The organism is Paramuribaculum intestinale, from assembly GCF_003024925.1.
GTDB classification, from domain to species: Bacteria; Bacteroidota; Bacteroidia; order Bacteroidales; family Muribaculaceae; genus Paramuribaculum; species Paramuribaculum intestinale.
This window is the reverse complement of sequence record NZ_PUED01000067.1, coordinates 1-13485: the sequence shown is the minus strand read 5'-3', so window position 1 is coordinate 13485 and position 13485 is coordinate 1. Positions and strand designations below refer to the sequence as shown.

The following is a 13485-nucleotide window of genomic DNA, read 5'->3' as shown; positions in this document are numbered from 1 at the left end:
GTGCCGGATCGGTAGTCACTAAAGATGTAGCGCCACACACGGTTGTCGCAGGCAATCCTGCCGGAGTGATACGACATATCTGAGCGACACTCCGCTCCCCTATCCCACATGACATCAAAGCCCTGTATCAGACTTCAGACGCTGATACAGGGTTTGCCATGTACACCCGCTACTTTAGCCTTAAGCCAACTTTTGCACCCCGACCGGCGTTATACAGCAAAACCGTATCAACACACATCCGAAACGCACATCAACTATGGAATACTCACAACTGATATCATCAGCCCCGGTAGTAATGGTCGAATTCTACGCCACCTGGTGTCCCCACTGCAAGCACATGGCTCCGATAGTCGATCAGGTCAGCGAACTCATCAGCTCGAAAGCTCGCATAGCGCAGCTCGATATCGACAGCAATTCTGAAGCTGCCGATCAGGCCGAAGCCCAATCCATACCCACATTTATCATCTACGCCGGCGGAATCGAACAATGGCGTCACACCGGCGAGATTGAAGGAGAAGCGCTTCTTGCTGCCATCGAACGCTACGCCGACTGATATTCATTTAGGAAAACATGTCGCCCGACAAAGCCAACATATTCAACGATCTTCTTCAGCAGCTCGGTGTGCGCCACACGGATTCATACTCCGCACAGCGATTCCGCTCCATGCCATTCCCTACCCTCTATGGCCTGACTAAACTCATGCAGGAATACGGCATCTGCTCACAGGGGCTTCGGCTTTCCGACAAGACAGAGATCCGTCAGGCCTCGCCCCCATTTATCGCCGGCACATCGGCCGGATTTGTCATCGTGACATCTATCACCACTGACACAATCGGTTATCTGACTCATGGAGTGGCAGAATCCGCGCCGATAGATGACTTCCTTCGGGTATTCGACGGCAACCTGCTGCTGCCGTTTCCAGCACCCGATGCCGTCGAACCCTCCTATGGGCGGCATCACGCATTAGAGATTGCGGCGAAAGCCAAACGAGTCACGCTTTGGATCGCCGTAGCATTCCTGTTTCTCTACCTGTTTGTCAGCAACCGCATATACGCCCATGCGTCGACCGTAATCCTGACGCTGCTCGATCTCGGCGGACTCTACATCAGCTACCTGCTCCTACAGAAGTCGCTCAATATCCACAACTCCGCTGCCGACAAAGTGTGCGGCATGATTCAGAGCGGGGGCTGCGACGACGTTCTCTCCACTCCTGCGGCAAAGTTTTTCGGACTGTTTGGATGGAGCGAAGTCGGATTCGCCTATTTTTCAGTAAGCCTCGCGGGCTTGCTCATATTCCCGCAATGGATCGGCTATCTGGCTCTGTGCGACGTCTGCTGCCTGCCGTTCAGCTTCTGGAGCGTATGGTATCAGAAATACCGCGCACACCGATGGTGCACACTCTGCCTGAGCGTGCAGCTGACTCTCTGGCTACTGTTTTTCACATATCTGGCCGGAGGATGGTTTGCCGGAATATTCCCCATGCGCATACAGCTGCTCGTATTGATAGCTTCGTATGCTACGGTCCTGCTCGGCGTCAATGCACTCCTACCGAAGTTTGACAACATTACCTCCGACAACAATGAACAACCCTGAACAGATCCCACTGCCGCAATTCCGATCAGCCACACCATTGTCGGCAATCGAACTCAATCGTCTGCGCTTTGGCAAAGGACTTACCGTCCTCACCCCCGACCGCCTGCGCTCCATCGCCGGACAAACCGATTCGCCGGCATCCACCACAGCCCACTCTGCAGTCAAATGACGACTGGCGGACGCACCGCCTCCCCACACTGCCGCTTCAACTCACGCACCCCCCATGGGCTGCGACCGCCAAGCGCATCGGTCTGTACCTCGGCGACTACGTTTCAATTCACGCACCCGCATGGGGTGCGACCTTTTTGAGTGTTTCCACGTGTTCAGCATAGTGGTTTCAATTCACGCACCCGCATGGGGTGCAACCTTTTTGGGTCACAGCAGTGCGGATATGACAGCCGTTTCAATTCACGCACCCGCATGGGGTGCGACTCACACCCTTTGCAGATGTTCACGCCCTTGCTGTGTTTCAATTCACGCACCCGCATGGGGTGCGACCGACCAACCCACACCGAGGAGAGGAAGACCGAGGTTTCAATTCACGCACCCGCATGGGGTGCGACGGTTATGCCTGGCGACTCGTTTAAGGTCAAGACGGTTTCAATTCACGCACCCGCATGGGGTGCGACGGTTCGCGGGGGTGTTACAAGTTTTCATAATTGGTTTCAATTCACGCACCCGCATGGGGTGCGACAAGAGCCACATTGTCCGAGAGCTTGGCTTCCACGTTTCAATTCACGCACCCGCATGGGGTGCGACCAAACACGTCGGCTTTCTAAAATCACTCTACGGGTTTCAATTCACGCACCCGCATGGGGTGCGACTGCCATAATAGTAACAATCTAAAGGAGTCCTATTTATGACTAATTCTCCGCGAAAATAGCATTTTTATCGCTAATGCACAAACTTAGAATCTACTTCTTTCTATTATACGTCTGAATATCAATCACTGCGAGTACTCTACTAAAATTGTAATGCTTACGATTCGCCCGCACCCACGACTATATCGAGCGGATGATTCCAAATTATGTCAGACCATGCATGTCTTTAGCATGTATCTGTCACACTGTTTCCATTCTTTGGACTTACTGCGACGAAATCCACACCCATCTAAAACACTATACGATGATGCTGCCATCAAAATCAAAAGAGGTCACACGCCCTATTTGCTCGGTAGACTGCTGGTAGTTTTTGCCAAGCTTATAAATCCTGATCGTGTCCGCACCACTGTCTATTATCTCTTCAAGAGTATGTTTCAACATTGGATAGGAATGGTATTCAAGCTGACATTCGAACACTGAGTTCTGCACACGTTGCCCATAATTCTGACAACACTTGGCCACATTGCGCAATCGTTTGCGTCCCTCCGGAGTAGATGTATTCACATCATATACTATCAGGATATTCATCATCGTATTCTTCAAAAATCACCACATATATACCCTAAAAATCATTTGACAAGAAACGGAGCATAATCCGACATGTCACCCCTCATATAGCGGGTAAGCAACAATGCCTGGATATGAGGCAACAACCCTATCGGCACCTTCTCTTGAAGAAAGGGATGGATGATTTCCGTTTTCTTGCGGTTCTGCCACATTGTGAGATATTTTTTTCGACCATCTTCCGTAAGACTTACCGAACCGACCGCCCCGTCACCGGCAGCGGGGGTGAAATCCGATGCCCTGATATGACGTGTGTTGATCAAAGATATGACAAAACGATCCACGAGCCACGAACGGAATTCCTCCATCAAGTCCAACGCCAGCGACATGCGACCCGGACGTACAGAATGCAGCACACCCATATATGGATCCAGTCCCACTCCCTCCAGCGCAGCACCGCAGTCATGAGCAAGCAATGTATATCCAAATGACAACATAGCGTTGACGCAATCTGTCGGAGGATGTTTTACACGCCTTGCAAAAGCAAAACAGCGATCCTTATTGAGAATCAAGTGGTGCATCACGCCGAAATATATTGACGCCGCCTGACCTTCATGACCTCTGACCTCATCTACTGAAACTGACCTGGTTATCAGACGCGACATATTTTTCAGCGACTCAGCCGCATCCGCCACCGCGGACACTCCCTCATCAGAGGGGTAATCTCTGACAAATCGCCTGAGGGTCATTCGCGCATTGTGTATCTTCGCGAGAACAAAAGATGAAGCCAGACGACGGCAATAATCCGTGTCACCGGCATTCTGAAACTGCGATCGGCGAAGAAGTATATTGCCCGTCTGCGGGCCCTGCACTCTCGCCACAAACCGTCCGGCAGTCGTAAAAAACGACAATGCCACGCCATTTTCAGAACACAGACGCATAAGTCCCGGGCTTGCCCCCTGATAACCGAATGTGATTATCGACTGGATGTTCTGTATCGGCATCCTGAACAATATCTTCTGCTGGCTCGAAATCACAACATTTGTGCCATCCTTCGAAAGATATGCATCCGGAGTCGTCACATACAGCGTATTAAGCAATCTCTTCATCAAATAAAGTTTTCAGATAGTCAGTCACATCGGCTTTGATCCGTCCAGGCATGCACATATCCTCCATAGAACAGGCTCTGCACGACCCCGTGCGTTTAGCCGCAGGGGTACGCCCCGACCTATATGCCTCATGCATCCTGCGCGACACATCGGTCACTCGATCGCGGAGTTCCGCATCCACTTCAACATACTCTCTTTTGCGCTCCTCCCAATAGAAGACAGCAGCGCGGCTTATCTCCGCACCATACATTTCCTCAAGAGCCATAGCCTGTGCTACAACCTGGTATCGGTCACAATCACTGATCTTGCGATGACCCCGCTTGTACTCCACAGGCATTATCGTGAACTCCCGGCTGGCGACAAGTTCCGCAACACTGCGCTTGCCTGTTGCAACAGGATGCAACTCCACCGCATCTGCGACGCCGAACAATCCCAATCTTCTGGAGGCAACACGCAGCCCGCGAAGAGTGACAATCCCGAAAGGGCCGCTTTTGCGTACCGACGGGTCGTCAACCCTTTCATGCAGCAAAGCCCCTTCGGCTGTAAGAAAATTTTCCTGCCACTGACATTCGAGATGAATGAGAGCCCACTGCCGTTCACAAAACATAAAATGCTGTATGCCCGACAGCGGGATCATTTCATCATCGGCATAATAGCCTGAACGAGGCATCAGAACTTTTCTATGACCGTCACACCCTGAGGCAGACTGTCGCGATCGATCTCCACAGTGCAGTCGCTGAAACTGCGAGGCACTGACACGCCGCTGTTTTTCGACACCCTTACGGCATCAAACAGTTTGTTGGCAGGAGCATTGCCAAGCTCCGACGAATGCTCGAACACGACGAGCTTGCGCGGACTCATGAGTCCGCGTGACGCCGAACGGTCATTGTCAAACATGTTTTCAAGCGCCTCCCAGAGAAGTTCGAGATCCGCATCCGAAAAACCGGTCTGCTTCGCAAGATTCGCCGATACAAAGCCGTGACACAGATACAGACCGTAAGGCACCGTTGATTTTCTGCCCATGGTCTTCTCCTTTTCCTTGTCAGCCTCTTTTGTCACAGCCATACGTGTGATGGAATGACTATGACTCACCACTGGATCCACCGAACGCGCGAAGGTGAGTTGTATCGGTCCGCGCACCTGTCCTTGCTTGTCTTTGGTAGCTATCACGGCGCCAAAAGCCCGTATGTCGAAATATTTTTCACACAAGGCCTTGCGGGCGGCAGCCTTTTTATCGTCCTTCGACTTACTTGCAACCTCGTCAGAGGCATACACCTCCTCCACACGATTGTCAAGCACAGCCGCCTCCTGTATGAAAATTCCATACCCCGGAGCACCATTGCGCGAAGCATCCACATAGTTGCGCACTTTGCGCTTCAGACACACGTCTGTCACCAGACCGCATCCGTTCTCGTTGTCCACCCGTGGAAGATTGCCTGCATCCGGATCGCCGTTCGGATTACCGTCCTGCACATCGAAGAGATACACGAAATCCACTCTGTTCTTTATGTCTGCCATAATTCTGCGTTTTTTTAATATGATTCGTCTTGATGTTTATTCACTCTGATTCCTTCTTCGTGTAGAAATCGGCCATCTGATGGTAATACCCTACAAAGAAGCGTCCCTGATCGTTCAGATCAAGATGCGACGGAAATCCCTCCGCAGGCATCTTCTCGATGATCTCCTGTTTGGTCTTCTCATAGAACACTCTCGATGCCTCGCTGAGTTTTTCGCTGTGGTGCACCGACAGGTTGAGCATCGCCGGGAACACTGCCGACGGAGTGGCCGATGCCGCCGCCATATAGCGCGTGCGGATCGAATCGCCGCTTTTCACATCGCTCTGTATCCTCTCGAGCACTGCCGCCAGACGTCCGCTCAGATAGCCTGGATTACTGTTTGTCTTGTCAAGCATTGGTGTAAGTTGTTTGTTATCTTTATTATTTCTTGTCACTCTGTTTATGTATGCCTTAAGTATCGATGCTCTTGTCCGGGTCACTGTCCGGTCAGGCAGTTCTGCCCTGATTCTTTCGAGAGCCGACGTGTAGAGCTGATACGGATAGCGTGTGCCCTGGATGACCGACTGCACTACCGCCTCACAAAGATTGGGCAACGCTTCCGACTGCTTTCCGTCAAGGGTCACGGCCGAAAGCATATTGAAAACTCCGGCGGTAGACCGACCCTTGTCATTCGCACGATAGCCGACCAGCGACATATCATCGAAATGCTGCAATATCTTTCCGGCAAACTCGCGAAGCTGCACATTCTCCCACACCACTACCGCCATACGCCCGGCGTTGGGAGCGAGCCCGAGAAAGTAAAACCGGTCATCAAGATCAGTATTCACGGTCCCCGACCATATACTTTTGAACAGCTTCTCCACACCTGCCGCCGACACACCTTTCGCCTCCGACGACTTGTCGCTCTCGACCATGAAGCCGAAACACGACTCGGTGTCGCGTCCGTATCGTCCCGAACACCAGTATAGGAATGTCCTGTCACCAAGACGTGTCTTGTTTTCCGAATCCTTCGACAGAAGCATCTTAAGCGCCGAAGTATAGGCAAAGTCGGCCTCCACAGATATAGGACTGTTGTAAGCCTGCTGCTTGCCATAGGAATCATAGCCCGACTTTACCTGAAAGCCGACCAGAGCGGTATTGGGCGAACATCCGGGTATGGTCGAACCAGTGCTTGTCCGCACCAGCCGGCCGTTCCGGCCAGTCACGAGGCATACGCCGCTTGGGCTGGCGTCTGACCCTTCGGAGGCCGGTATCAGATGGCCCTTCTCGGCAATCGTTTCACAGTCACCCTCGACCATAAAGGTCATATTGGCGGCAGCGTTGTTGCTTACCTCATCAAACAACGGATCACGGCCGTAGGCCATGCGCCGCTCCTCCGGAGTCCGGCGGTAGAAAGCCGCCAAAGCCGCCATACACGCCTCGTCGGGATGCGACGAGGCGATCTCCATTACCAGACCAACGAACGAACGATGGTGTCTGTCGTCCGAATCATTCAGCCCCAGCACATACTTGCCGTTGTCCCACAACACGTTGGGAGCGACATTTGACGACCGGCTTACAGGCGCCGCCACAATCAGCTCAGCGCATCGTTTCTTGTCAATGCGTCGAGACTCGAATCTGACAAACGACCCGTCGCGGTCTATCACCATCACATATTCGATCTCCTTGCGACACATCCCCTCGGGCACACGGTCAGGACGCGAATAAAAATAATCGTATAGCGCTTTAAGTATCATCCCATCACCTCCTTGCTGTCAACAGGTGGAACTTCTATCACACCGAGGTCCATCACCGGACGGAAAAACATCGGCCGTATATCTTTGCTGTCGGAAAAATCCATGTCATACAGCATTATTCCCAGATCACGCGATTCCTGCAGCCGATCATCGCCACCCTTCGCCCCATCTGGAAGAAGACTGAAATAGGCCGTGCACTCCCTCGTGCCAAGATAAGGCATTGTAAAGCACTGACCCTTCGACGCCCTGCGCTCGAACATCGCCTGATATTTACCCGGATTCTCGTCGTCGCCCGACTCTCTCGACGATACGCCCGCCCGCTTGTGGGGAGGTATATACTCCATCTTGGCATATATACGATACCCGACGTCGCGCAGCATCAGACTGTTGCGCTGCTGACGCTTCTCTGTGGCGATTATCGGTCGGGCGTTCGCACTGTTCTGAGCGAGCGCGCCTACCTCATTGCGTCGCACCGAGATCCACTTTAACGGATTCACCACCTCTATTCTGGTAATACGCCACTGTATCGCAGGCTTCCAGAATATCGCCTGGAAGATATTCCGGGCGGCTGATGGCGTGATCACGTCATAGCTCACTCGCTCCACCTTGAGTTCAGGCCTTGTGAAGCAAGCCATGTCGCCCCACACCTCAAGGCCATACTCTTTGTCAAAATATTCCATTACACATTCTATATTTCAGGCAAACGGTCACATGTCATCAACATCTATCAGTTGCGGAATCATATCGGCCGCCGGCCATCGGTTTATCATTCTGTCATATCACAAACGTCTGCTCAAGATATTCGTTTCCGGCTTTCAGACCCGACTTACAGTCATAAAGCATCGGATCCTCCACATAATAGATACCACTCAACGGCTCGTCCAACATGCCGGCGCGACGCATCTCCTCAAACTGTCGGCGCGTCACACTGACTGTAAACTGGCCGAGCTCCCGCATCAGAGCTCTTTACGGCCCTACACGCTTCAGCCGCGATATCAGGCTCCCTGCATCCGCATAATTCACTACAAGCGTCATGCCCTCATCATCTATCAGCCTGAACCGCCGGGCGATCTCCTCATATCTCACCTCACCGGGCGTTTCCGACAGCCGGCATATCTCCTGACTGTCAAATGTAGGCGTCCGCTTATACAGCAACGCATAATACTCCTTAATGACATCCGGATCAAACCAGTCGGCATCGGGATGCATCCTGAGCAATTCCTACATCGCATATATGCTCTCTTTTATCGTTCCCCGAGGCATATATCCCTGCATACGGAACACATGGGTCACACCATTCTCCAGCAGCCCCTCCCGGTTACACCTTCCGGCCGCCTGAAGCAGTGAGTCCAGACCCGCCATCTGACGGTAAACCACCGGAAAGTCCAGATCCACTCCGGCCTCTACAAGCTGAGTGGCCACGACCCTCACACATCTGTCACCACCGTCATCCAGCTGCCGCCTGATCTCTGACAGGCACTGACGTATATGCAGCGGACACATCATCCTCGACAGATGAAAGTTATCATCGCTTTCTCTCAGACGCCCGTATATTTCCGAAGCAATACCGCGAGTGTTGACAATGCATAATACCCTCCGGTGCCCCTCTATTCTACGGGCGATCTCGTCCGAAGTCAGTTCGCACATGTCAAAACGCATATCCACCCTGCGCAATCCTTCATGCAGATCCATACTGCGGTCTGTTATGCAGTGTATATCACCGGCATCTATTCCACGGTATTCTACCGGGCCACATCCCTTGTGACAGCCCGAGATCAGCGGCTGTGTGGCCGTACATAGCAAAAACGAGGTCCCGAACACACGTGTATATGTGCTTATCGCGTCAGCCACCGGCTGCATGAACGACCGTGGCAACGACTGCGCCTCGTCAAGAATCACCACACTATTGGCCAGCGAATGCAGCTTGCGGCATTTCGACGGACGGTTGGAAAACATCGATTCAAACAGCTGCACATTTGTTGTCACCACTATCGGAGCATCCCAGTTCTCGGCTGCAAGTCTGGTTCGTTCATTTATCATTTCGTCCGACATCACACTGTGATGCTCGATCACATTCTCCGACCCGAATATTTCACGCAACACCTGAGCAGTCTGCATTATGATGCTTGTAAACGGTATCGCTATTATGATCCGCTGCTTGCCATGCCGACACGCATGATTGACAGCCCATACGACCGACGCGACCGTCTTGCCTCCGCCGGTCGGCACCGTCAGTTCAAACACTCCGGGAGTCATCGCACTCCTCTCTTCGCACATTCGCTGCACCTCACTCCTCAGCCGATTGACAACACTCGGAGCCGACGACGAAAACCGGCCGATGTATCTGTCTAAGCGTTCCTTGAGATCCACGATACTACTGTAGCTCTCTCTCATCCGGCTCGACGTTTCATCCATAAACTGCTCGGTGTCGAGATAATCCGCATCCACCAGACAAGAAAACAGCATCCTGACCACATGATGTATCTCCATGCCTTTAAGCCTGACTGACGGCGGACGCAAGGCCAGATCAGGCACCTGACGCGAAACCTCTTAGGCCACTGCGCCATTCTTGAGCAGATTTCTAAACTCATCCATGTCATACAGTCCCCTGTGATGGCCGGCTATGGGGTTGCTCATCAAGCCCATTCCGTCGGCATACTTACTATGCATGACAATAGCGCCGGCCAGACTGTGCGGAGCGGCATCCGTCGGCATCTTTGAAATATCGTATCCTGAACTGTACCTGATTTTACACTGAAATGCATCCGACTCTTTACCTCTGTCGTGCAGCAGTCCCATAAGTCGTCCCCAGTCGCCCATGCCGAATACAGATGAGAATCCTTCAGCCCGCGATGCCACGCCACGACAATGCTCATCATTCGTCTGTATTACCCACATGCCCTCATCCCCGTCCTGACGACGGATATGCGACATGATATGACTGTATCTGGGAGTTTTCATGGCTCATCGGCTAATATCCGCAAATATACTACAACCGACTGACAACTGCAACACCTGCATGTAAAACAACAATCGGCCCATAAAAAAATGATCAGCAAAGCACATGATCAGCCCTGACACCAGACCCCGATATGTCAGCCCTCTGCCATGCGTATGGCTCCCGTAGGGCACGCCGGCCCACACATGCCGCATCCGGTGCATTTCATGGCATCGATCCTTGCCGGAGCCACACGCGACACTCCGTCGCCGCATCGCCCAAACGTTATGGCCGACGACGCACAGACGCGCTCACACTTGCCACAGGCTATACAGGCCGACCGGCAAGCTTTCACAGCCAGCTGGCCAGGCGAGGCATTCGAACATGCCACATACCTAAACGCTGCCTGCACCCTCACCTGACGGATACTGATCACCGACCGAGGACAACGCTCCGCACACCGCCCGCAACCCGTACACAGCGAATGATCCACCTCAGGTATCTTCGTTTCGCTATTGATAGATATTGCATCAAACGGACACACACCAACACAATCGCCCATACCCACACATCCATAGCTGCACAATGACTCACCCGACCCTATGGCAGCGACTGCTACACATGAGGCCGGCCCGTCGTAAAGCGCCACATCCTGCCGGCCGCCGCACTTCGCGCCGCAACCCACTGTCGCCACTTTGCGCACATCGGGGCATGATTCGTTTTGCAGCCCCAGCGCCGATGCGATACGCCCCATCGTCGACCTGTCCGAACCCGGACATGACAATCCTTCCAGCGACGTAGCATTGCAACACGCCTGAGCAAACGCACGGCATCCGCTGAAGCCGCATCCGCCGCAATTGGCCCCGGGCAAAAGCCCCTCCACCTGATCTATACGCGGATCATCATCCACGCTAAACCGCCGGGCCACAACGTAGAGCAACCCCGCAGCGGCAACACCTATGACTCCCAGAACTATTGCAGCCCACATCATGACGCCCTCCTACAATCTAAAGACTCGCATACCATATCCGATGTTGGAAACGCACGTCTCCTCATCAGATACAAAACCGCATACACCGACATCGCCGCCATAACAGCCGACACCGCACTCAATACATCATTCATACCTATCCATGACGCCGCAACAGCGACGCCCACCAACACCCCAAGAGGCAAAAGCAACCCAAGCAGCATCATACGGCTCGCTGAACATCCGGCATCCCTGATCACCACCGGATTACCTGGAACGATACTGTCAGACATATCGATTCCTACCTCCAGAACGCACTCGCCGGGACGCATACACACCGACGACAGACGGCATACCTCACACGCCTCTTCATGCAGTTCAAGCGCAACCACCGCCCTGTCACCATCCACCGAAATCACCGTCGCTGTAAATTCTTTCATGGAATCAAAGATATACAATCCCATTGTAAAAAACAAACTCATTTTCTATCTACCGTTCAAATGCATCCGAAAAAAACACCCTCGTTAGAAAACAAATGCTTAATTTTGTGAACCACCACAGAGCTGACCCTTCAGCCAGCAGAAGTCACCAACATTTCACCACCCCGAATTGTTGTTCACTTAACAACGCATCAAACCTCGATAACAATGGACAACGCCACCATATACTTTGCCGGAGGATGTTTCTGGGGCACAGAACGCTTCTTCAGAAATGTACCCGGAGTCATCGACACCGAAGTCGGATATGCCAACAGCAACGTACCGCAGCCCTCATACCAGCAGGTATGCACCGGTCTTACACACGCCGCTGAAACAGTCAAGGTCACATATAATCCGCAACGTGTCACGCTCCCCTATCTCATACAGCTCTTCCTCATGACCATCGACCCTACATCGGTCAACCGTCAGGGAGGCGACACCGGCACGCAGTACCGTACAGGCATATACACCATCGACAGTCAGTCACAGCAAATCGCCACCGAAGCCCTCCGGAAAGCCGCCGACAACTATGACCGTCCGATCGTAGTTGAAAACCTCCCGCTCGAAAACTTCTATCCCGCTGAAATGTACCATCAGGACTATCTTGAAAAGAATCCCGGAGGATACTGCCATGTCAACCCGTCACTACTCCGCAAGGCAGCAGAATTTCACGACCCGGACGCCCCGCAAAGCGACCTCAAACGCTATGCCCGGCTATCCGACGAGCAACTACGCCAGCAGCTCTCACCGATACAGTTCGACGTCACACGCCGCAACGCCACCGAACCGCCCTTCGACAACCCCTACTGGCGGGAGCGGCGCGAAGGAATATATGTCGACATCACCAACGGACAGCCACTGTTCCTCTCCACCGACAAATACTCATCACAATGTGGATGGCCAAGCTTCTCACGCCCCATCAACGACACCCTGCTCACACGCGTCCCCGACAACACCGCAGGAATGCAACGCACCGAAGTGAGAAGCCGCATAGGCGACGCACATCTCGGCCACGTATTCAACGACGGACCGGCACAGTCTGGCGGACTACGCTACTGCATCAACTCCGCGGCGCTACGTTTCATCCCACGCTCACAGATGGCCGAACAAGGCTATGCCGACTATCTCCCGCTTCTGCCCGACTGAACGACAGACCAACCTATAATGGCCACACACAACGACATCGGACAATGGGGCGAAAACATCGCCCGCGAATATCTCGCATCCAAAGGCTATGCAATCGTCGAAACCAACGCACGAATCGGCAAAAAGGAGATCGATATAGTAGCCATGCACCACTCCCGCATCGTTTTCATCGAAGTAAAGACTCGCACCAACTCCGACTTCGACCCACTCGATGCAATAGACACTAAAAAAATCCGCAACCTCACCCGGGCAGCAGAGGCCTACGTCCGCTCCCGCAACATCCCACACGAAGTACAGTTCGACATTATCATCGTCAGCGGCACCCCCCACAGCGACCACACCGTCACACACTACCCCGATGCCTTCATGGCCCCCCTCACCACCCACTGATCCCTCTCCCCCATCTCCATCTCCATCTCCATCTCCCCACCAAGGTGCTGCTGCGCGCGCCATGGCGGGGTGAACCAAAGTCGCATGGTCTCCGACCATTCCCGCCTTCCTCCACCGGCAGGGGTAGCGCTATCGCTTCCGATCCATCCGGCTTCTCTTCTGCGACCGGCACATAGCGCTCTTCCACTCCATTTACGGGGGGAAAAACGATGTGTAGGTGGG

17 protein-coding genes and 1 CRISPR repeat array are annotated in these 13485 nt (G+C 53.2%); of the genes, 5 read left to right on the top strand and 12 right to left on the bottom strand.

Annotated features, from left to right (window positions below; genetic code table 11):
- Positions 1-256: 256 nt before the first annotated feature.
- Genes C5O24_RS06590 through C5O24_RS06580 form a run of 3 tightly spaced genes read left to right on the top strand, consistent with a single transcriptional unit; the run spans position 257 to position 1762 of the window.
- The gene (locus tag C5O24_RS06590) at positions 257-553 is read left to right on the top strand and encodes a thioredoxin family protein (RefSeq protein ID WP_107036836.1); all 297 of its coding nucleotides are present in this window, start codon (positions 257-259) and stop codon (positions 551-553) included.
- A gap of 17 nt (positions 554-570) precedes the next feature.
- The gene (locus tag C5O24_RS06585; RefSeq protein WP_107681606.1) at positions 571-1593 is read left to right on the top strand and encodes a vitamin K epoxide reductase family protein; all 1023 of its coding nucleotides are present in this window, start codon (positions 571-573) and stop codon (positions 1591-1593) included.
- The gene (locus C5O24_RS06580; protein WP_107681605.1) at positions 1580-1762 is read left to right on the top strand and encodes a hypothetical protein; all 183 of its coding nucleotides are present in this window, start codon (positions 1580-1582) and stop codon (positions 1760-1762) included. Before C5O24_RS06585 ends, C5O24_RS06580 begins: the two co-directional genes overlap by 14 nt.
- A gap of 100 nt (positions 1763-1862) precedes the next feature.
- Positions 1863-2417: direct repeats of the CRISPR family, unit length 32 nt; unit sequence GTTTCAATTCACGCACCCGCATGGGGTGCGAC.
- 294 nt (positions 2418-2711) lie between these two features.
- Here the strand turns inward: C5O24_RS06580 and cas2 are convergent.
- The 12 genes from cas2 to C5O24_RS06520 all read right to left on the bottom strand — a co-directional run bounded on the left by cas2 (position 2712) and on the right by C5O24_RS06520 (position 11688).
- On the bottom strand, positions 2712-3002 hold the full coding sequence (cas2, locus tag C5O24_RS06575; protein ID WP_107036840.1) for a CRISPR-associated endonuclease Cas2: 291 nt from the start codon (positions 3000-3002) through the stop codon (positions 2712-2714).
- 41 nt (positions 3003-3043) lie between these two features.
- The gene (cas1c, locus tag C5O24_RS06570; protein WP_107681604.1) at positions 3044-4087 is read right to left on the bottom strand and encodes a type I-C CRISPR-associated endonuclease Cas1c; all 1044 of its coding nucleotides are present in this window, start codon (positions 4085-4087) and stop codon (positions 3044-3046) included.
- Positions 4071-4757 (bottom strand): CRISPR-associated protein Cas4, encoded by a 687-nt coding sequence (gene cas4 / locus C5O24_RS06565; protein WP_107036832.1) that lies wholly within the window; start codon positions 4755-4757, stop codon positions 4071-4073. The genes cas1c and cas4 overlap by 17 nt, the downstream gene beginning before the upstream one ends.
- Positions 4757-5605, bottom strand: a complete 849-nt coding sequence (gene cas7c / locus C5O24_RS06560; protein ID WP_107036831.1) for a type I-C CRISPR-associated protein Cas7/Csd2 — start codon at positions 5603-5605, stop codon at positions 4757-4759. Before cas7c ends, cas4 begins: the two co-directional genes overlap by 1 nt.
- 40 nt (positions 5606-5645) lie before the next feature.
- Positions 5646-7340 carry a type I-C CRISPR-associated protein Cas8c/Csd1 gene (gene cas8c / locus C5O24_RS06555; protein WP_107036830.1) on the bottom strand — a complete coding sequence of 565 codons (1695 nt, stop codon included), beginning with the start codon at positions 7338-7340 and terminating at the stop codon, positions 5646-5648.
- Positions 7337-8020, bottom strand: coding sequence for a type I-C CRISPR-associated protein Cas5c (gene cas5c, locus C5O24_RS06550; RefSeq protein ID WP_107681603.1), 684 nt, complete (start codon positions 8018-8020; stop codon positions 7337-7339). The genes cas8c and cas5c overlap by 4 nt, the downstream gene beginning before the upstream one ends.
- 94 nt (positions 8021-8114) lie before the next feature.
- On the bottom strand, positions 8115-8297 hold the full coding sequence (locus tag C5O24_RS06545; protein ID WP_107681602.1) for a hypothetical protein: 183 nt from the start codon (positions 8295-8297) through the stop codon (positions 8115-8117).
- Between the two features lie 9 nt (positions 8298-8306).
- Positions 8307-8558: a hypothetical protein gene (locus tag C5O24_RS06540; RefSeq protein ID WP_133165484.1), complete on the bottom strand. Its 252-nt coding sequence runs from the start codon at positions 8556-8558 to the stop codon at positions 8307-8309.
- 3 nt (positions 8559-8561) lie between these two features.
- Positions 8562-9830 carry a CRISPR-associated helicase Cas3' gene (cas3, locus tag C5O24_RS06535; RefSeq protein WP_107036827.1) on the bottom strand — a complete coding sequence of 423 codons (1269 nt, stop codon included), beginning with the start codon at positions 9828-9830 and terminating at the stop codon, positions 8562-8564.
- A gap of 60 nt (positions 9831-9890) precedes the next feature.
- Complete coding sequence (locus C5O24_RS06530; protein ID WP_107681600.1) at positions 9891-10301, bottom strand: CRISPR-associated endonuclease Cas3''; 411 nt, start codon at positions 10299-10301, stop codon at positions 9891-9893.
- A 134-nt stretch (positions 10302-10435) separates the two neighbouring features.
- The gene (locus C5O24_RS06525) at positions 10436-11269 is read right to left on the bottom strand and encodes a 4Fe-4S binding protein (protein ID WP_107681599.1); all 834 of its coding nucleotides are present in this window, start codon (positions 11267-11269) and stop codon (positions 10436-10438) included.
- Entirely contained in the window at positions 11266-11688 is a 423-nt protein-coding gene (locus tag C5O24_RS06520; RefSeq protein WP_164913274.1) for a SoxR reducing system RseC family protein, read from the bottom strand. Before C5O24_RS06520 ends, C5O24_RS06525 begins: the two co-directional genes overlap by 4 nt.
- A 207-nt stretch (positions 11689-11895) precedes the next feature.
- Here C5O24_RS06520 and msrA point away from each other — a divergent pair, with 207 nt between their 5' ends.
- Both msrA and C5O24_RS06510 read left to right on the top strand, forming a co-directional pair.
- The gene (gene msrA, locus C5O24_RS06515) at positions 11896-12873 is read left to right on the top strand and encodes a peptide-methionine (S)-S-oxide reductase MsrA (RefSeq protein WP_107681598.1); all 978 of its coding nucleotides are present in this window, start codon (positions 11896-11898) and stop codon (positions 12871-12873) included.
- 18 nt (positions 12874-12891) lie between these two features.
- A complete protein-coding gene (locus C5O24_RS06510) occupies positions 12892-13263 on the top strand; it encodes a YraN family protein (RefSeq protein ID WP_107681597.1) in 372 nt (123 codons plus the stop codon).
- Positions 13264-13485: the final 222 nt, after the last annotated feature.

Bases quoted from the DNA above. Each gene is read 5' to 3' on its own strand.
- C5O24_RS06590 (WP_107036836.1), top strand. From the start codon at position 257: ATGGAATACTCACAACTGATATCATCAGCCCCGGTAGTAATGGTCGAA.
- C5O24_RS06585 (WP_107681606.1), top strand. From the start codon at position 571: ATGTCGCCCGACAAAGCCAACATATTCAACGATCTTCTTCAGCAGCTC.
- C5O24_RS06580 (WP_107681605.1), top strand. From the start codon at position 1,580: ATGAACAACCCTGAACAGATCCCACTGCCGCAATTCCGATCAGCCACA.
- cas2 (WP_107036840.1), bottom strand. From the start codon at position 3,002: ATGAATATCCTGATAGTATATGATGTGAATACATCTACTCCGGAGGGA.
- cas1c (WP_107681604.1), bottom strand. From the start codon at position 4,087: ATGAAGAGATTGCTTAATACGCTGTATGTGACGACTCCGGATGCATAT.
- cas4 (WP_107036832.1), bottom strand. From the start codon at position 4,757: ATGCCTCGTTCAGGCTATTATGCCGATGATGAAATGATCCCGCTGTCG.
- cas7c (WP_107036831.1), bottom strand. From the start codon at position 5,605: ATGGCAGACATAAAGAACAGAGTGGATTTCGTGTATCTCTTCGATGTG.
- cas8c (WP_107036830.1), bottom strand. From the start codon at position 7,340: ATGATACTTAAAGCGCTATACGATTATTTTTATTCGCGTCCTGACCGT.
- cas5c (WP_107681603.1), bottom strand. From the start codon at position 8,020: ATGGAATATTTTGACAAAGAGTATGGCCTTGAGGTGTGGGGCGACATG.
- C5O24_RS06545 (WP_107681602.1), bottom strand. From the start codon at position 8,297: ATGCGGGAGCTCGGCCAGTTTACAGTCAGTGTGACGCGCCGACAGTTT.
- cas3 (WP_107036827.1), bottom strand. From the start codon at position 9,830: ATGGAGATACATCATGTGGTCAGGATGCTGTTTTCTTGTCTGGTGGAT.
- C5O24_RS06530 (WP_107681600.1), bottom strand. From the start codon at position 10,301: ATGAAAACTCCCAGATACAGTCATATCATGTCGCATATCCGTCGTCAG.
- C5O24_RS06525 (WP_107681599.1), bottom strand. From the start codon at position 11,269: ATGATGTGGGCTGCAATAGTTCTGGGAGTCATAGGTGTTGCCGCTGCG.
- C5O24_RS06520 (WP_164913274.1), bottom strand. From the start codon at position 11,688: ATGAAAGAATTTACAGCGACGGTGATTTCGGTGGATGGTGACAGGGCG.
- msrA (WP_107681598.1), top strand. From the start codon at position 11,896: ATGGACAACGCCACCATATACTTTGCCGGAGGATGTTTCTGGGGCACA.
- C5O24_RS06510 (WP_107681597.1), top strand. From the start codon at position 12,892: ATGGCCACACACAACGACATCGGACAATGGGGCGAAAACATCGCCCGC.